The 16,767-nt window shown below is 64.6% G+C and carries 19 protein-coding genes; 13 read left to right on the top strand and 6 right to left on the bottom strand.

The genetic code is table 11. From position 1 onward, the window contains the following. Positions 1-24: 24 nt before the first annotated feature. The 7 genes from rplB to rpsQ are packed head-to-tail and all read left to right on the top strand — an operon-like array spanning position 25 to position 3,282. Positions 25-861, top strand: a complete 837-nt coding sequence (gene rplB, locus ACX4ZE_RS17595) for a 50S ribosomal protein L2 (protein WP_480274539.1) — start codon at positions 25-27, stop codon at positions 859-861. Between the two features lie 15 nt (positions 862-876). Continuing rightward, entirely contained in the window at positions 877-1,158 is a 282-nt protein-coding gene (gene rpsS, locus ACX4ZE_RS17590) for a 30S ribosomal protein S19 (protein WP_480274538.1), read from the top strand. Further along, positions 1,155-1,559: a 50S ribosomal protein L22 gene (rplV, locus tag ACX4ZE_RS17585; RefSeq protein WP_480274537.1), complete on the top strand. Its 405-nt coding sequence runs from the start codon at positions 1,155-1,157 to the stop codon at positions 1,557-1,559. The genes rpsS and rplV overlap by 4 nt, the downstream gene beginning before the upstream one ends. Next, positions 1,560-2,354: a 30S ribosomal protein S3 gene (gene rpsC / locus ACX4ZE_RS17580; protein ID WP_480274536.1), complete on the top strand. Its 795-nt coding sequence runs from the start codon at positions 1,560-1,562 to the stop codon at positions 2,352-2,354. It begins immediately after the preceding gene. A 3-nt stretch (positions 2,355-2,357) separates the two neighbouring features. Continuing rightward, positions 2,358-2,774 carry a 50S ribosomal protein L16 gene (gene rplP, locus ACX4ZE_RS17575; RefSeq protein WP_480274535.1) on the top strand — a complete coding sequence of 139 codons (417 nt, stop codon included), beginning with the start codon at positions 2,358-2,360 and terminating at the stop codon, positions 2,772-2,774. After that, on the top strand, positions 2,774-3,013 hold the full coding sequence (gene rpmC / locus ACX4ZE_RS17570; protein WP_480274534.1) for a 50S ribosomal protein L29: 240 nt from the start codon (positions 2,774-2,776) through the stop codon (positions 3,011-3,013). The genes rplP and rpmC overlap by 1 nt, the downstream gene beginning before the upstream one ends. Then, the gene (gene rpsQ, locus ACX4ZE_RS17565) at positions 3,010-3,282 is read left to right on the top strand and encodes a 30S ribosomal protein S17 (protein ID WP_480274533.1); all 273 of its coding nucleotides are present in this window, start codon (positions 3,010-3,012) and stop codon (positions 3,280-3,282) included. The genes rpmC and rpsQ overlap by 4 nt, the downstream gene beginning before the upstream one ends. 206 nt (positions 3,283-3,488) lie before the next feature. Here rpsQ and ACX4ZE_RS17560 read toward each other — a convergent pair whose 3' ends face one another. Then, on the bottom strand, positions 3,489-4,871 hold the full coding sequence (locus ACX4ZE_RS17560) for a hypothetical protein (RefSeq protein ID WP_480274532.1): 1,383 nt from the start codon (positions 4,869-4,871) through the stop codon (positions 3,489-3,491). Positions 4,872-5,094: 223 nt separating this feature from the next. On the opposite strand from ACX4ZE_RS17560, the gene ACX4ZE_RS17555 reads away from it, so the two are divergent. Together ACX4ZE_RS17555 and ACX4ZE_RS17550 are read left to right on the top strand one after the other, a co-directional pair. Next, a complete protein-coding gene (locus ACX4ZE_RS17555) occupies positions 5,095-5,559 on the top strand; it encodes a hypothetical protein (protein ID WP_480274531.1) in 465 nt (154 codons plus the stop codon). A 1-nt stretch (position 5,560) separates the two neighbouring features. Continuing rightward, positions 5,561-5,938 (top strand): 4-oxalocrotonate tautomerase, encoded by a 378-nt coding sequence (locus tag ACX4ZE_RS17550; RefSeq protein ID WP_480274530.1) that lies wholly within the window; start codon positions 5,561-5,563, stop codon positions 5,936-5,938. A gap of 184 nt (positions 5,939-6,122) precedes the next feature. Here the strand turns inward: ACX4ZE_RS17550 and ACX4ZE_RS17545 are convergent, their stop codons facing one another. The 4 genes from ACX4ZE_RS17545 to ACX4ZE_RS17530 all read right to left on the bottom strand — a co-directional run bounded on the left by ACX4ZE_RS17545 (position 6,123) and on the right by ACX4ZE_RS17530 (position 9,208). Beyond that, positions 6,123-6,866, bottom strand: a complete 744-nt coding sequence (locus ACX4ZE_RS17545) for a CPBP family intramembrane glutamic endopeptidase (RefSeq protein ID WP_480274529.1) — start codon at positions 6,864-6,866, stop codon at positions 6,123-6,125. Positions 6,867-6,912: 46 nt separating this feature from the next. After that, on the bottom strand, positions 6,913-7,842 hold the full coding sequence (locus ACX4ZE_RS17540) for an RluA family pseudouridine synthase (protein ID WP_480274528.1): 930 nt from the start codon (positions 7,840-7,842) through the stop codon (positions 6,913-6,915). A 24-nt stretch (positions 7,843-7,866) separates the two neighbouring features. Then, a complete protein-coding gene (locus ACX4ZE_RS17535) occupies positions 7,867-8,574 on the bottom strand; it encodes a siderophore-interacting protein (RefSeq protein ID WP_480274527.1) in 708 nt (235 codons plus the stop codon). Between the two features lie 112 nt (positions 8,575-8,686). Then, the gene (locus tag ACX4ZE_RS17530; protein WP_480274526.1) at positions 8,687-9,208 is read right to left on the bottom strand and encodes an MTB12 C-terminal domain-containing protein; all 522 of its coding nucleotides are present in this window, start codon (positions 9,206-9,208) and stop codon (positions 8,687-8,689) included. Between the two features lie 118 nt (positions 9,209-9,326). On the opposite strand from ACX4ZE_RS17530, the gene ACX4ZE_RS17525 reads away from it, so the two are divergent. Further along, positions 9,327-10,613, top strand: coding sequence for a SidA/IucD/PvdA family monooxygenase (locus tag ACX4ZE_RS17525; RefSeq protein ID WP_480274553.1), 1,287 nt, complete (start codon positions 9,327-9,329; stop codon positions 10,611-10,613). A 30-nt stretch (positions 10,614-10,643) separates the two neighbouring features. Here the strand turns inward: ACX4ZE_RS17525 and ACX4ZE_RS17520 are convergent, their stop codons facing one another. After that, complete coding sequence (locus tag ACX4ZE_RS17520) at positions 10,644-11,378, bottom strand: GNAT family N-acetyltransferase (protein ID WP_480274525.1); 735 nt, start codon at positions 11,376-11,378, stop codon at positions 10,644-10,646. Between the two features lie 159 nt (positions 11,379-11,537). On the opposite strand from ACX4ZE_RS17520, the gene ACX4ZE_RS17515 reads away from it, so the two are divergent. Genes ACX4ZE_RS17515 through nbtC form a run of 3 tightly spaced genes read left to right on the top strand, consistent with a single transcriptional unit; the run spans position 11,538 to position 16,763 of the window. Further along, the gene (locus ACX4ZE_RS17515; protein WP_480274552.1) at positions 11,538-12,293 is read left to right on the top strand and encodes a thioesterase II family protein; all 756 of its coding nucleotides are present in this window, start codon (positions 11,538-11,540) and stop codon (positions 12,291-12,293) included. A 26-nt stretch (positions 12,294-12,319) separates the two neighbouring features. Next, positions 12,320-13,666: a beta-ketoacyl [acyl carrier protein] synthase domain-containing protein gene (locus tag ACX4ZE_RS17510; protein ID WP_480274524.1), complete on the top strand. Its 1,347-nt coding sequence runs from the start codon at positions 12,320-12,322 to the stop codon at positions 13,664-13,666. Beyond that, positions 13,659-16,763, top strand: coding sequence for a nocobactin polyketide synthase NbtC (nbtC, locus tag ACX4ZE_RS17505; RefSeq protein ID WP_480274523.1), 3,105 nt, complete (start codon positions 13,659-13,661; stop codon positions 16,761-16,763). Before ACX4ZE_RS17510 ends, nbtC begins: the two co-directional genes overlap by 8 nt. The last annotated feature ends 4 nt before the right edge of the window (positions 16,764-16,767 follow it).

The raw sequence follows: 16,767 nt of genomic DNA, 5'->3' as shown, positions 1-16,767 counted from the left end.
ACCCCAGAAAGCAGAGAAGAACTCATGGCAATCCGTAAGTACAAGCCGACGACGCCGGGCCGTCGCGGCGCGAGCGTCTCGGACTTCGCCGAGATCACCCGGTCGACCCCGGAGAAGTCGCTGCTGCGTCCGCTGACCAAATCCGGTGGACGTAATACCCACGGCCGGATCACCACCCGCCATCGTGGTGGCGGTCACAAGCGCGCCTACCGGCTGATCGACTTCCGTCGTCTGGATAAAGACGGCATCCCGGCCAAGGTCGCGCACATCGAGTACGACCCGAACCGGACCGCCAACATCGCGCTGCTGCATTACGTGGACGGTGAGAAGCGCTACATCATCGCCCCCAAGGGCGTAGCGCAGGGCACTCGCATCGAATCCGGCCCGACAGCCGATATCAAGCCGGGCAACAACCTGCCGCTGCGTAACATCCCGACCGGTACCACCATCCACGCGGTGGAGTTGCGTCCCGGTGGCGGCGCGAAGCTGGCCCGCTCCGCCGGGATGAGTATCCAGCTGCTGGGTAAGGAAGGCCCCTATGCCACGCTGCGTATGCCTTCCGGTGAGATCCGCCGGGTCGACGTGCGCTGTCGCGCCACCGTCGGCGAAGTCGGCAACGCCGAGCAGTCGAACATCAACTGGGGCAAAGCAGGCCGCATGCGCTGGAAGGGGCGCCGCCCCACGGTCCGTGGCGTAGTCATGAACCCGGTCGACCACCCGCATGGTGGTGGTGAGGGCAAGACCTCCGGTGGCCGCCACCCGGTCTCGCCGTGGGGTCAGCCGGAAGGCCGCACCCGCAAGCCCAACCGTCCGAGCGACAAGCTCATCGTCCGCCGTCGTAAGACCGGCAAGAAGCGCTGAAGGAGGAGGTAAGTAATGCCACGCAGCCTCAAGAAGGGCCCGTTCGTCGACGATCACCTCCTCAAGAAGGTGGACGCGCAGAACGAGAAGGGCACCAAGCAGGTCATCAAGACCTGGTCGCGACGTTCGACCATCATCCCCGATTTCATCGGCCACACGTTCGCGGTGCACGACGGCCGCAAACACGTGCCGGTGTTCGTCTCGGAGTCCATGGTCGGACACAAGCTCGGCGAGTTCGCGCAGACCAGGACGTTCAAGAGCCACGTCAAGGAAGACCGGAAGAGCAAGCGGCGATGACGACGACCGAGACTCAGAACCCGACCGCGCGCGCGACCGCCAAGTACGTTCGCGTCACCCCGATGAAGGCACGCCGTGTCGTGGACCTGATCCGCGGCAAGCGGGTCGAGGATGCCCTGGCTCTGCTGAAGTTCGCGCCTCAGGCCGCGAGCGAGCCGGTCGCCAAGGTTGTCGCCAGCGCTGCGGCCAACGCCGAGAACAACCTCGGCCTCAACCCGGCCACATTGGTCATCTCGACGGCCTACGTGGACGAGGGCGCGACCATGAAGCGGTTCCAGCCGCGCGCCCAGGGCCGTGCGTTCCGCATCCGCAAGCGCACCAGCCACATCACCATCGAGGTCGAGAGCATCCCCACCGCCGGTGGAGCGACTCGTAACCGCCGGAAGGGAGGGGCAAAGTAAATGGGACAGAAGATCAACCCCCACGGCTTCCGCCTCGGTATCACCACCGAATGGAAGTCGCGTTGGTACGCGGACAAGCAGTACGCGGACTACGTGAAGGAAGACGTCGCGATCCGCAAGCTGCTGGCCACAGGCATGGAGCGAGCGGGCATTTCCAAGGTGGAGATCGAGCGCACCCGTGACCGCGTTCGAGTGGATATCCATACCGCGCGTCCCGGTATTGTGATCGGCCGCCGCGGCGCCGAGGCCGACCGCATCCGTGCCGAGCTGGAGAAGCTTACCGGCAAGCAGGTGCAGCTGAACATCCTCGAGGTCAAGAACCCCGAGTCGGATGCGCAACTGGTCGCCCAAGCAGTCGCCGAGCAGTTGTCCAACCGTGTGGCATTCCGGCGCGCGATGCGCAAGGCCATTCAGTCGGCCATGCGCTCGCCGAACGTCAAGGGCATCCGGGTGCAATGCTCCGGTCGCCTCGGTGGCGCCGAGATGTCTCGCTCGGAGTTCTACCGCGAAGGTCGGGTGCCGCTGCACACGCTGCGCGCCGACATCGACTATGGCCTCTACGAGGCCAAGACCACCTTCGGTCGTATCGGCGTGAAGGTCTGGATCTACAAGGGCGACATCGTCGGCGGCAAGCGTGAGCTGACCGCCGCTGCCGCCGCGCCCGAGCGTCCGCGTCGGGAGCGGCCGAGCCGTCCACGTCGGTCTGGTTCCACCGGCACCACGGCGACCAGCACCGAGGCCGGGCGTGCTGCTACCGCGGTGGCTGACGCCCCGGCAGAGACACAGGAGGGCTGACGCATGCTGATGCCTCGTAAGGTGAAGCACCGCAAACAGCATCACCCGAGCCGGTCCGGTATGTCCAAGGGCGGCACCTCGGTGGCGTTCGGCGATTACGGTATCCAGGCGTTGGAGCCGGCGTATGTCACCAACCGGCAGATCGAGTCGGCGCGTATCGCGATGACTCGGCACATCCGCCGTGGCGGCAAGATCTGGATCAATATCTACCCGGATCGCCCGTTGACGAAGAAGCCTGCCGAGACCCGGATGGGTTCGGGTAAGGGTTCACCGGAGTGGTGGGTCGCGAACGTCAAGCCCGGTCGAGTGATGTTCGAGATGAGCTACCCGAATGAGGAGATCGCTCGTGAGGCCCTGCGCCGCGCGATGCATAAGCTCCCGATGAAGTGCAGGATCGTGACCAGGGAGGAGCAGTTCTGATGGCTTCCGGAACACCGGCCGCAGAGCTCCGCGAGCTCACCGAAGAGGAGTTGGTGGCCAAGCTGCGCGACTCTAAGGAAGAGCTGTTCAACCTGCGCTTCCAGATGGCGACGGGTCAGCTGGACAACAACCGTCGCCTGCGCGTTGTCCGTCACGAGATCGCGCGCATCTACACGGTCATGCGTGAGCGCGAGCTCGGTCTGGCCACCGGACCCGCTGGCAAGGGAGATGCGGCATGAGCGAGAAAGCGAACAAGGAGCGTGGCAGCCGCAAGGTGCGGATCGGCTACGTCGTCTCGGACAAGATGAACAAGACGATCGTGGTCGAGCTGGAGGACCGGGTGAAGCACCCGCTCTATGGCAAGATCATTCGCACCACCTCCAAGGTTAAGGCGCACGACGAGAACGAGATCGCGGGCATCGGCGACCGCGTCCAGCTGATGGAGACCCGTCCGCTGTCGGCCACCAAGCGCTGGCGATTGGTCGAGGTCCTGGAGAAGGCCAAGTAAGAGCCTTCTCGACGGCAACAGCAAGGCCCGCTTCCCGGTTTGGGAGGCGGGCCTTCGTGCGAAGAACAGCCAGAGCGTCGTCGTGACCGGAGCGCGGGGGGACAGCGGCAGCAATTCTGACTACGGCTTCGGCAGTGACAGTAATGGAAGTGGTGGAGGCGGCGGTGGTGGTGACTGAAGCGATGTGGCGCTGGTGAACAGCTGGGTCAGCCGGTAATAGCGTAGGGACGGTGGACTTTGATCGCCGCTTCTACGACGCGGGTGACCGCGAGGGGAGGAATTCCGAGTTCATCGGCTATGGCTCGAGGCGTGCGCCCTTGGTCGGCAAGAGTGAGGATCTCCCTGACCTCCTCGATAGGAAGTTTCGACAGGCGTCGATCGGTGATGGCCCTTGCGATCGAGATGATTTCGTCGTCGACGGTCTCGGTTTCATCGGTCCCGGAGGCATCGGTCTCGGAGGCATCGGCCCCGGTGGATGGCTCGGCGTTGTCCGCATCGCGCAGCGGTGTCGTTTCGGTGCGTAGTCGCGGATGTGGAGGTTCGGGGGCTTCGTCGAGGGCGAGTTGTGTGCTCTCTGTGCCGGTGGAGCGCTCTCTCCGCTCGGCGGGCCGGGCTTTTCCGCGTTTCGCCGAACGTGGCGCGGTAGCGTCCGAGTCGGCCCGAGTGCCGGAATCGGTAGTCGCCGCGGCCGAGGTGGGTGACAGTTCGGATTGTGCGCCAGACCGGGCTTCGTCATGTGGATCATGGATCGGGGGCTGTCGCGCGGCGGATGTGGATTCTTCCAGGAAGTCGGTCGGATTGCTCTCCGAGTCGAGGCTTGCCATGGGGGCACTGTCGATCAACATCGCGTAGCGCGCGGAAACCCAGGCGTGCAGCCAGATCACGACGCCGACCATCACCGGAGCGATGGCGTACTCGGCGGCGCGGCCGAACTCACCTGCGGCCAGATGCGGTCCGGAATTGAGTGCGACGGTCGTGCCGAGCAGCGCCACCTCGAAGAAGATCACCTTGCCGCGCGGCAGCTCCCGGCCCCATCGCGCGGCGGTCGTCGCCACGACCATGATGGCGATGATCGGGATCGAGATCATCGCTTCGATACCGTAACTCAGCCAATACAGCGGGTCGGACATGTCACCGCTCGGCACCAGGTTGCGCTGTACGTTGACGCCGGCCCAGGCCATGCCGAGCACGACAACGGCGATCAGGGCGCGCGAGGACCACTCGGCCCGCCGGTACAGCTGCGCCAGGCGCGCGTCCGTGCTGGATACCCGCCGTCGCGCCGCTACCGCGCGACGATGCCAGCGGGCGTCTGCCTCGTCCCGCTTGCGTAGCGCGGCGGTCGACTTGCGGTCCCGTTTCTCGGCAGCCAGCTCCGCTTCGATCTCCCGACGTCGTTGGATGCGACGCTGCGCGCGAATCCATTCCGCGAGTTCTCGCTCCGCGGCGACTTCTCGTTCGGACAGGACTTCCAACAGCGCGGGATCGAGTTGCAGAGGCAATTTGCCGCGTGCGGTCTCGACTCGTTGCACCAGCGCCGCGATCTCGGTGTTCTCAGTCACCGCATCGTTGTTCGACACGTCGTCAGGCATCGCGAGCCTTCCCAGGAGCAGGTGCCATGTCGGGTAATGGAGACATGAATGCTCGAACGTATGTGTGATCGCAGTGAGACTAAACCGACCTCTGCTCGTGGTCAATACGGGCGGTGGTGATGTGGCGTTGCGATCGCAGTCGGCTACAGGCTGGGCGGCTCCTAATAAAATGGTTCGATGGCATCGTGGGTGTTCTGGCGATCGGTGCCGGTGAGGAGCGGAGATGAGCCGAATATTGTGTACTGTCCAGCAGGGTCGGATAGATCGGTCTCGGTTTCGGGCGATCGAACACGCACTGATCGAAGCCTATCGGCACGTGCTCGGTTCCGCTGGTCGGCCACTGGTGGTGTGGGCGGAAGTGCCCGCGGGCCAGGGGTTCACCGATTCACGGCCATCATCGACATCGTGGCTGCTGGTCGAGGTCGACGATGGGCTCGACGCTGATCGGCGCGAGCGGGTCTTGTGCGCGATGAGTGAGGCGTGGTCCACGGCGACCGGGACGCGTCCGGATCAGCTGATGCTCGCTGTGTGCGACAGTTCGCGCTTCGGCCGCTATCAACGCATCAACTTGGCACGTGTCCGTCCGAGCGTGCGGCCGCTGTTCTTGTTGCGGACCGCCGCGCGTCTTGCTTGGTCACGGGTTCGTCATGGCTATCTGTCCATTGCTGTCAACTACCGAACGAGCTGATATGCCCCTCTACAACATCGCTACTCGTCGCGAACTGTCGTCCGATCTGCGTACCGCGGTCGCCCAAGTAGTTCTCGAAACCCATTGTGCAATCACTGAGGCACCACCGGCTTTCGTCAATGTGGTTTTTCCACACGGCTACCCGCTTCGTTCCGGAGTCGAACTGTCGATGATCGGCAGCGTGCGTGAAGGCGGCAACCGTGACGCCGCTCTGCTGGCGCGGCTAGAGCGCGAACTACAGACTCGGATTGCGCATGTGGCCGGTGTGCCACCAGCTGCCGTGGAAGTCACCCTGATGGGAATCCCCGCCAGTTGGGTCATGGAAGGCGGTCGTATTCTGCCCGAACCCGGCGAAGAACAAGAATGGAGCGAGCGCTGAGTCGACTGTTCGCACAGCAGGTGCCGCTACCGGTTCCGTCGTTGTCGGCAGTGCGGTTTCGGGTGGCACGGTGCGGTTGCCTTTCGGTGTTTCGCCGCTGATGACAGGCTCCATGGGCGCCTGAAAGACCTGTGGCGGCCACAGCGGTGACTACCAGCCCTCACCCTTTTCCGGGCCTAGGCGCTCAGGTCAGAGTGGCGTGCCAGACGACCGCGGCCGCCAGGGCGCCCGCGCCGTTGACCGTCCAGTGTAGGGCGATCGGAGCGAGCAGGCTGCCGGTGTGGTGGCGCAGCCAGGTGAACACCATGCCCGCGGCGGCCGTCGCGCCGACGGCGAGCAGGATCCCGGCGATCTGTCCGGCAATGCCGCCGCCGAGGAATCCGGCCAGTCCTCGGTTACCAGCGGTGAGGCCGAGCGAGGAGGCGATGTGCCAGAGCCCGAACAGTAGTGAGCCCGCCGTGAAGACGCCGCGGGCACCGTATGCGCGATGGAGTGTGCCGTGCAGCACGCCACGGAAAGCGAGTTCTTCGGGGATCGCGGTCTGTAACGGGATGACGATCATCGAGGCGATCAACGCACCGGAGATGGTCGCGTAGTGATCGGCTAGAAAGAATGGGCGGGTGGGGGGCAGCGCCGCGCCGATCGCGACGATCGCAAGGACCAGAGCCACCGCGCCGAGTGTGTAGCGCCAACCGCTCCGCCAGTGTCGGGGCGCCAGGCCCAGCTCCGACCAGCCGAGGCCACGCCTGCGCATCAGTGCGAGCAGCACCACGGCGGCGACCGGCACTGCCAGTATGCTTGCCAAGGCCGTGGTGAAGTGCGCGATGAGGTTCGTGCCCGCCAAGACGATGATCACGACAGCGATATCGATGTAGGCGTGCACTCGGGGGAGTGGCCGAGGTGTTGCTGGTCGGTCGTGCTCAGACATTTCGGCCAGTCTACGTGTCGGCGTCTGGTCCGGCTATGCACGCGATTCACTCGGCCCATCCGCAGGGATCGGTCCATGCCCGTAGTCTGCGCGTGGTGTCGAAGCGGCGTGGCTTGTGGGTGATCGGGTCGGTGAACTCGAGCGAGGTGGCCAGTAGCTGCAACGGCCTGCGGAAATCGTCGACGGATTTGTCGGTGAGCGTGGGATAGAAATCGTCACCGAGGATCGGGATGCCGAGGCTGTTCATATGCAGCCGTAATTGGTGCGTACGGCCGGTATGCGGGCGCAGCCGATAGCGCCCGAGTTCATCGCGGTGCTCTAGCAGCTCGATCTCGGTTTCCGCATTGGGCTCGCCGGGCACCTCCTGGGCCGCGAGTATGTGCTTCTCCTTGATGATCCGACTGCGTACGGTGCGGGGCAGGAGCAGGCCGGGATCGAACCGGGCGATCGCTTCGTACTCTTTGCGCACCGTGCGCTTGTGGAACATGGTCTGGTACGCCCCTCGTCTTGCCGGATTGATCACGAACAGGACCAGTCCCGCCGTGCCACGATCCAGCCGGTGCGCCGGGATCAGGTCGGGCAGGTCGAGTTCCCGACGCAGGCGCACCAGAGCGGTTTGCAAGATATGCTTGCCGCGCGGGATGGTGGCCATGAAGTGTGGTTTGTCCACTACTAGGAGATCGTTGTCGCGGTGCACGATGGGGATGTCGAACGGCACCACTGTTTCCTCGGGCAGATCGCGATGGAACCAGACCGCGCCGCCGGGAACGTAGGGTGCGTCGAGGCCGATCGGCCCGTGCAGATCGACGATGCCGCCTGTTCGCAGTAGTTCGTCGATGCGTGCCTCCGGTACCCGGGGCAGCCGCTCTACCAGGTGATCGCGGATGGTCGCCCAGTCGCCCTGCTCCGGTAGTCGCAGTCGGGCCGGATCCAAGCCGTGCCGTTTCGGCAACGGCGGTTGTTGCCGTCTTCTCATCGCTGCCGACCCTAGTCGGCTCTGCTACTTCCAGTAAGCCTGAGACTTGATGGCGGTCTTCGGCAGGTTGTGCGTCTGTTTGAGCGTTTTGACGATCGAGCGGGTGGTGTGACCGTCGCAGGCCACCCAGGCGTAGGCATCGGCGGGGCAAGTGATGCGCTGGGACTGTTCGAGTAAGAGGCGTCCGTCATCCACGCGCTGTAGCCAGGTGACCTGATGGTGTGGTTTATTGCGGATCGGCAGGGTCTGGTCGGATTCGTACTGCCACTCCAGCCAGATCCGGGCCGGGACGTCACCGATAGCTTCCAGCAATGAGTTGATCGCTGGGAGTGAGGCGGTGTCGCCGAAGACCAGGTATTCGCTCGGTGTGGCTTCCGGTAGTGCGAAACTGGACCCGAGGACCGACGCCTCCAACACATCCCCTACCTGTGCGCGCCGCGCCCAGCGGGAGGCCGGACCTTCGTGCAGGGCGAATTCGATCGAGAACGTGTCGCGGACCGGGTCCTGATCGACCAGTGTGTAGCCGCGGTGGTGCAGTTTGTCGGTCGCGACATCCGGAATCCACAAGCGGATCCATTGGGTGGGGTGCGTCGGATGGTCCGCGAGCAATCCGTCCGCATCAAAGGTGAGCCGGATGTAGTTGTCGGTGATGTGTTCGGTCGACCGGACAGTGAGGCGGTAGTCCTGGCCGCCCCACGCTTTCACGATGACACCGTTGAAACCTCTTCCCATATGAGTGAGGTTAGCCTAAGTAAAGTTGAATGTCTCGTATGGCCCGGTGAATGGTGCCGATCGACTTCGGCCTCGTGGTAGTTAGGGGCCGAAGTCGTCGCGATGGAACGGATCAGCAGCCCTGGCCGACGAAGTTGCCTACGGTGCAGATGGATTCGCGGCTCAACTTCCAGGTGCCGTCGATCTGCTTCCAGGTCAGGTCGAAGGTCCACGGGTCGTAGCCGTCGGTGGCAGTGACCAGGGTGGCCGAGGCGGTATTGCCGTTCACGGTTACTGGGCCGGTGATGTACCAGCGCCAGCTCGGCGGCGCGATAGCGATCAGAGCGGCCGCGGCATCGAATACTGGCAGGCCCGCCGCGCCGGTTTCCAGTTCGGCGGCGCGCGCGGCGCGCGATGCGCCAGGATTGAAGACGACGCGCATCTTGGTGTTCAATTCGCTCGCGCTCGGAACCTCGGCTCGCACCGGCGTGATGAGCGGAGCCGCTTCGGCGAGTGCGGTGGTGGTCACGCTGCCAAAGGTTCCGACCAGGGCGGCTGCGGCAAAGGTCAGGGCGTTCAGTTTTTTTCGTGTGCTGATCATCAGTTCTTCCAATCGTTCGCGTTCCGGTGTGTCTGCGATGGTGGAGAGTGACACGATCGTTCACTGTAAGGTAAGCCTATGCAAACATAAAGTCCGTTCGGTGACCATGCGGCCGAGCGCAGAAGATGTGGGCGCAGGTAGAACCGCGCACGCGGGAGAAGTGGGAGAGCCAGTGGAAACACTTGTGGTGATCGGCGCGGGCCCGAAGGCAGTAGCCGTCGCGGCGAAAGCGCACGTGCTGCGCGGACTGGGGTTGCCTGCGCCACGAGTCATTGTGGTGGAAGGGCAGGCTGTCGGCGCCAATTGGCTGCCGAGCGGTGGCTGGACCGACGGTAGACATCGGCTCGGCACCGGCCCGGAGAAGGATGTGGGCTTCCCATACCGTTCCACCTGGGCGCGTGGACACAACCGGGCGATCAACGAGGCCATGGTGGCCTACAGTTGGACATCGTTCCTGATCGACCAGGGGACCTATGCCGAGTGGATCGATCGCGGTCGTCCGAGTCCGCAGCATCATGTGTGGGCGAAATATCTGCAGTGGGTGGCGGCGCGTGTCGATCTAGAGCTCGTCCTGGGGACGGTGCGATCGGTCGCCGCGGCTGCTGACGGCTGGCTGGTGACGGCGGTGGACGCCGACGGCACCCCAACCGAGATCGATGCCGACGCGCTGATGATCACCGGTCCTGGTCGCAGTGAGAAGGCGCTGGCGAAGCATCCGAAAGTGCTCAGTGTCGCGGAGTTCTGGGATCTGGCGGGCAAGCGCACGTTGCCGGTCTCCTCTCGGGTGGCCGTTATCGGCGGTGGTGAGACCGCGGGATCGGCGCTGGATGAGCTGGTGCGGCACAGCATGCTGTCCATCTCGGTGATTTCCCCGATGGCCACTATCTTCACCCGTGGGGAAAGCTACTTCGAGAACTCGTTGTTCAGCGATCCGATCAAGTGGGGCTCGCTGAGCATCGAGGAGCGTCGAGAGGTCATCCGCCGCACCGACCGGGGCGTGTTCTCGGTGCAGGTGCAGGAGAGTCTGCTCGCCGACAATCGGGTACATCATCTGCAGGGTCGCGTTGTCCGGGTCGCCGAGCAGAGCGACGGTGTGGCGCTGACGCTGCGCAATGAGCTACGGCCGGATCAGGTGCATGTTGTCGATTTGGTGATCGACGCGACCGGTGGGCAGCCGCTGTGGTTTCTCGACCTATTCGACACGAACGCCGCAGACCTACTGGAACTCGCGGTCGGCGGCCAGCTGTCCCAAGCCAGGATCGAATCGTCCATCGGCTATGACCTGGCCGTATCGGGCCTGGACACGAAGTTGTATCTGCCGAATCTTGCCGCACTCGCACAAGGACCGGGTTTTCCGAATCTCAGCTGTTTGGGCGAACTTTCTGATCGTGTGTTGCGTAGCGAGACGGCGAAGACCCGCCCCGACGTCCCGCGCGATGGGGAACGGGTCGTTCGCTGAAGGTTCGATACCGCTTCGCGTGTCAGCGGCTCAGCTCTTGGTGGCTCGGTGTTGGTCGGTTCGCCAGTGGCTCGGTGTTGGTCGGTCGTTGTTCGAAGGCTCGTACCGGATCGCGGGCAGGTCCGTTGCGGTACGTGGCAGGATGTGCAGCGCGATCCGGCGATCCGGTCGCACGTCGACTTCGCCCAGGTCGATCCAGCCGTTCTTGCGCAGGGCCTTGCGCATCGGAGTATTGCGGTGATCGGGATCGCAGATAAGCCGCCTGCAGCCGGGGTCAGCGGCGAACAGCCCGGTAGCCAGCTCGCGCATCCACGCGGATATGATGCCGTGGCCGATCAGATTCAGGTCCGCGGTCGCGATATGGAAGCCCAGATCCAGTGGATCGGCCGCGTAGAGCCGACCGCACTCGTCCTTGGCCGCGCGATACAGTTCGACGTAGGCTACGTCGCGACGGCCGAGGTCTGCCCGGGCCATCGCGGCGAAATCGTAGCTGAGCAGGTATGGCCGCGAATATGTTCCGGCCAGTTGCGCGGTCAAGTGGCGCCGTCTGCGTTCGGCGGGCCATGGCTGTTCCCACGTCTCGGCGAGGTGGGGCAACGCCATCCATATCGCGAGAGTGTCGGGGTCGGTGCCATTCGGGTCGGCGAGCCGCATCCGGAACGGCTCGCTGATCTCGGGTACAACTGGTGCCGGTGCGCTGCGGACATTCTCGGAGGTATCGGTCAGTTCACGCTCGAGGATGTACGGCGTCCCGGTGTGCTTCATCGTGCTGCCGCTCCGTTCCTCGAACCAGTGCTCCCAGGGCTATAAGGCTACCCTAGTTTTATATTGGTAAGGCTATGCTAACGTCACTGTATGACTCGGCTCGCCACAAACAGCGGCGCCGAGCGGCCATCGCAGCGATACCGTGACGCAGGAGCCATGATGCCGAAAAATCTTGGGTGGATTCGTCAATTCCACCAGCCGACCTCGGACCCGAGCCCGCTGTTGCTGATATTCCCGCACGCGGGTAGCGGTGCCTCCGCCTATCGGAATTTCTCCAAGGCGCTCAGCACGAACTTCGATGTCACTATCGTTCAGTACCCTGGACGTCAGGACAGGGCGATGGAACCGGCGGCGACCACGATTCCGGAGCTGGCCGCGGGCGCGCTCGATGCTTTCCTGGAATCGGGGCGTCACCGTGGTGCCCCGATCACTGTTTTCGGACACAGTATGGGCGCGATGACCGCATTCGAGTTCGTCCGCCAGGCCGAAGCCGTGGGTATCGAGGTGGGTCTGCTCGGCGTTTCCGGCGCGGTCGCGCCTTGTCATGTTGTCGACATGCCGCGGCATCCGACCGAGGACGAGGAACTGCTCGACCACCTCGCCGCACTCGACGGGACCGGTGCCGATGTACTGGCCAGCCGGGAAATCATGCGGATGACTCTGCCCGCGCTCAAGGCCGATTACGCGGCGTTCGACCGATATGTCTGCGCACCGGAGGTACGAGTGCGTGTCCGGATACACGTGCTCGGTGGCTCTGACGACGAGCATGTCACGGCCCGGCACCTGCAGGACTGGGCGCGGCACAGTGAGCAGGGCAGCACTGTCACGCTCTTCGACGGTGGGCATTTCTATCTGAACGACCACGTGGACGGGATCGCCGAACTGCTGGTGGCCGAAGTCTTCTCCGCGAGATAGCTCGCGATTCGCAGGTGAGGTGTGGCATGGCACGAACTATGTCGGGGGACGGGGGCAGCAAGGACTACGAAGACCACATTGTCATCGTTGGTATGGCAGTTGAAGCGCCGGGCGGCGTCGACAATCTGGATGATTTCTGGTCGGCTCTGGCCCGATCCAGGGAATTGATCGGACCTTTTCCTCGGGATCGCGAATGGCCATTGCGTGAGTTGTTCGCTCTCGAACGCACCCAAGGCTGGGGTTCGGTCCCTGATGCGGGCGGATTCCTCACTGGAGCGACAGAATTCGACCCTCGATTCTTCGGTGTCACTCCGCGAGAGGCGATCGCGATGGACCCACAGCAACGGGTCGCGATGCGGGTAGCCTGGCGGGCGCTCGAGCATGCCGGGATGAATCCGGGCGCACTGGATGGTGCCGAGGCAGGCTGCTTCATGGGTGCGTCGTTCAGTGAGTACGGGCCGCGTGCTGGTGCGGTCACCGCGCACAGTGGCTATCGTGTGGTAGGCACCGCGCTCGGCGCGGTCGCCGGACGTATCTCGCATGGTCTCGGCCTGGTGGGGCCGTCGGTCGCGGTGGATACGGCCTGCGCGTCGTCGCTGACGGCGCTACACCACGCCGCGTCCGCGATCCGTTCCGGCGAATGCGACTGGGCCCTCGCGGGTGGGGTATGCGTCATGGGCTCGCCTGCCGCGTTCTACGAGTTCGCCAAGAATCACGCGCTGGCCGCGGATGGTCACTTGCGCGCGTATTCGGCGCACACCACTGGCACGCTGTGGGGTGAGGGTGCGGGAACGGTTGTTGTGGAACGTGAATCGCGAGCCAGGGCGCACGGCCACCGGATCTATGCTCGGTTGCTCGCCTGTAGGATCAACCACAATGGCAAGGGCGCGCCCATCGCGGTGCCCAATGCGCAAGCGCAGGAAGCGTTGGTGCGCAAGACACTGGACGCCGCGGATATCGAGCCCGCTCTGGTCGGGCTGATCGAGGGACACGGCACTGGTACCTCGGTCGGTGATCCATTGGAACTGACCGCGCTGTGCCGGACCTACGGCTCGGACACTCGGCACCGGCCACGGTTGGGTTCGGTGAAGACCAACGTGGGACACGCGCAGGCGGCCGCAGGCATACTCGGCGTGATCAAGGTGCTGTTGTGTGGTGCGAACGGGTATATCGCGCCGAGCTTGCACGCGGATGAGCCTTCTCCTGCGGTGGATTGGGACGCGACCAGCTTGCGGCTGGCCACTGAGCTGGAACCGTGGGAGCCGCACGACGGTATTCGCTACGCCGCCGTCTCCTCGTTCGGCGTCGCGGGCACCAATGCGCACGCCATTCTGGCTATGCCGGTTCTGGAGGATGAGAACACAGATGCCTGATTACCGTCTACCGGATGGCACCGTACCGGTGTTGCTGTCTTCCGACACCGTGGACGGGGTGCGCGCCGAAGCTGCCGCTGTCCTGGCCTATCTGCGACGTCATCCTCGGGTGCGGCCGGACGAGGTGGCCGACATGATATTTCGCACCAGGGTTGCGCGCCGTCGCCGAGCCTTGGCAATGGCTGGAGGGCGTATCGAACTGCTCGATGCGCTGCAGGCGATTGTCGCGGGCATCGCGCATCCGGCGGTGATCGATACGGCTTGCGACGCTACGCCTCGACGCGCCGGATTCGTTTTCCCCGGCCAGGGCAGCCAACGACCAGGTATGGGTGCGCTGTATTACGCGGCCTCCCCGGCATATCGCGCCGAGGTCGATGCCTGCGCCGAGATTCACCAGCAGCGTTACGGGCACCGCGCGCCGCTGCACTATCTGCTCGGCACCGACGGCGAGTACGCGGACAGGATCTGGGAAGTCCAGCCGGCGTTGATGTTCCACATGGTTGGTCTGGCCGCTATGTGGCAGGTCTATGGTGTCCGTCCGGTCGCGACCATTGGGCATAGTCAAGGTGAACTGGCGGCGGGCGCGGTGTCAGGAGTGATGACCCGGCGCGATGCCGTGCTCGCGGTGACCCACCGGTCCCGGATAGTCGACGATCTGGTGACTCCGGGCGAGTATTCGATGGCTGTGCTCGGCCTGGACCGTGACGAATGCGAAGAGTTGCTGGCCAGGCATTCCGGTTGGGCCGAGCTTTCGGTGGTGAACGCACCGCATATCCTGGCCATTTCCGGAGAGAGGGAGACGGTCGCCGATATGGTGGCTATCGTTACCGGTCGCGGCGTATTCGCCAAGGAAATCGGGGTTGCCTATCCGGCACACACCTCCTATCTGGTCGAGGCGCGCGAGGAGCTGGAATCGGTGCTCGGCGACGAGATGAGCTCGCCGACCTTCACACCCACCGAGATCACTTGTTACGGCAGTACGCTCGGCGGGCCGATCACCCCCGACATCACCCACCGGCATTACTGGTACTGGAATCTGCGCAATCGGGTTCGCTTCGATCGGGCTGTTTGCGCCGCTACCGAGGAGGTCGACACTTTCATCGAGGTCGCCGAGCACCCCACACTGCAGCTCGCGCTGCAAGAGAATCTGGCGTCGGTGTCCGAGCACGCCTGTGGTTCAAGCGATTTCCAGGTGCTCGGCACCTCGCGGCGTTCCGCGGTGGGGTTGGAGGACTTCACCAAAAGTCTGGCGACCGTCGCCGTGCGCGACCTGAACTACTCCTGGGACAGCCTGCGTGTTCCGGATTCGCCGGTGCGTTTACCGTTGCGGAACTTCCCGCACACACAGATGAACCCCACCCGGTTGTGGGCTCCCTACCGGACTGTCGAGGAGTCGCCAGAGGAGGTACCTGCCCGCCTGGCGGAGACCTGGGTCCGGCTGTCCAGGCGCACACTGGTGCCGCCGCGCACCGTGTCCCTCGTCGATCGCGATGGCCGGTGCGCCGAGCTGGTCGCGACGCTGCGGCAGCGGGCAAGCCGACACGGCGCGACAGTGTCGCTGTTCGACGGTTCGCTTGCGGAGCAGGACGATACGGTAGTGGTGTTGTTGCCGCCGAGCAGCGCTCCGGACGAGGCCGCCGCGGTCGCCGAGTTCGCCGAGTTCGTCACCGAGCAGGACTGGCTACCTGCGCTCGGTCCGCGAGTCACCGAATGCTGGTTGGTGACATTTGGCGCGGAAGCCGTGCAGGACAACGACATTCCCACACTCGCCGCCGCTGCGGCGGGCGCGGCCTTCCGGTGCGTCGCTCTCGAGCGTATCGGCGTGACATTCCGGCGGTTGGACTTACCCGCGGACTACTTGAAGCTGGAGCCGAAGCTGCTCGCCGACCGGATGCTGGAGGCGCTGCACCTGGCAAGCGAATCGGAACTCGCGTTGCGTGCGGGTACGTTGCACGCCAAACGGTTGGTCGTGGCCGAGCCTCCGGCTACGACCGTGGCGCCGGACCTGAGCGAGGTCTTGATTCTCGGCGGCACCGGGCATGTCGGTCTGCAATTCTGTGCCCAAGCCGTCCGGGCCGGTGCCACGCGTGTCACTCTGGTGAATCGCAGTGGCGAGACCACGGCGCTCACCGAGCGGCTGCGGGGGTTCCGCGCGCTCGGCGACACCGAGATCTCCGTACTGGCCTGTGATATCAGCGATCCCGCCGCCGTTGCGGGTCTGGCAGCCCGCTATGCGGACCGTCCGGTCGGTCTGCTGGTGCACGCCGCTGTCGAGTATGTGTATTCGGTCGCGGCCGAGTCCGATGCCGTGACCGTGGCACAGGCCGCGGCGGCCAAAGTGCTCGGGTTCGGCGCGGTATCGCGCGCACTGCCGATGTCGCCTGCGGCCACTGTGCTGCTGTGCTCCTCCTTCGCCGCAACGCTCGGCGGCTGGGGACAGGCACTGTATGCGGGCACCAACCGGATGCTGGATGCCATGGCCTGGCATTTGCGTGCCGAGGGTCGCGGCTGCACCTCGGTGCAGTGGGGGCTGTGGGCGCTGCCAGAGGCGGCGGACGCCACGGTCGAGGCCAAGATCGAGGGCGCCGGGTTGTTGCCGATGGACGCTGCCGCCGCAGTGGCGGCAGGCCTGGCCGACACCTCAGGTAACAGCATTGTGCTGGCCGCTGATTGGGTGAGGTTGCGGGTTATCGCCGAAACCGTTGGTTTGGCAAATGTGTTCGTTCCTGCGCTGGACGCGCTGACCGAGCCAGGGCCCGCCACGGCGACGGTACGGGCGGTTGCGACGCCCACAGTGCCCGCGACCGGCGCTGAGCCGGACGCGGCAGTCGTCACCACCTGCGGCATGCCCGCCGCTTCGGCGACAGATTTCGCCGAGCACGTACGCAGGGAATTGCGCCGCGTCATGCTCGTCGACAGCGCTGCGGTCATCGACGGCTCTGTTCCGCTGATCTCCCTGGGGATGGATTCGTTGCAGGCGTTGGATCTGCGCACGCGGCTCAAGGTCGAACTGGATCGTGACCTGCCGGTCGCCGCCATCCTCGGCGGCGCATCACTGGACGAGATCGTGTCACTGATGTCCGAGACCGAAGGCTGAGGAG

This window comes from Nocardia sp. TBRC8007 (assembly GCF_056629435.1).
Note: the sequence above shows the minus strand (reverse complement) of the source record. Positions and strands in the feature narration are given on the sequence as shown.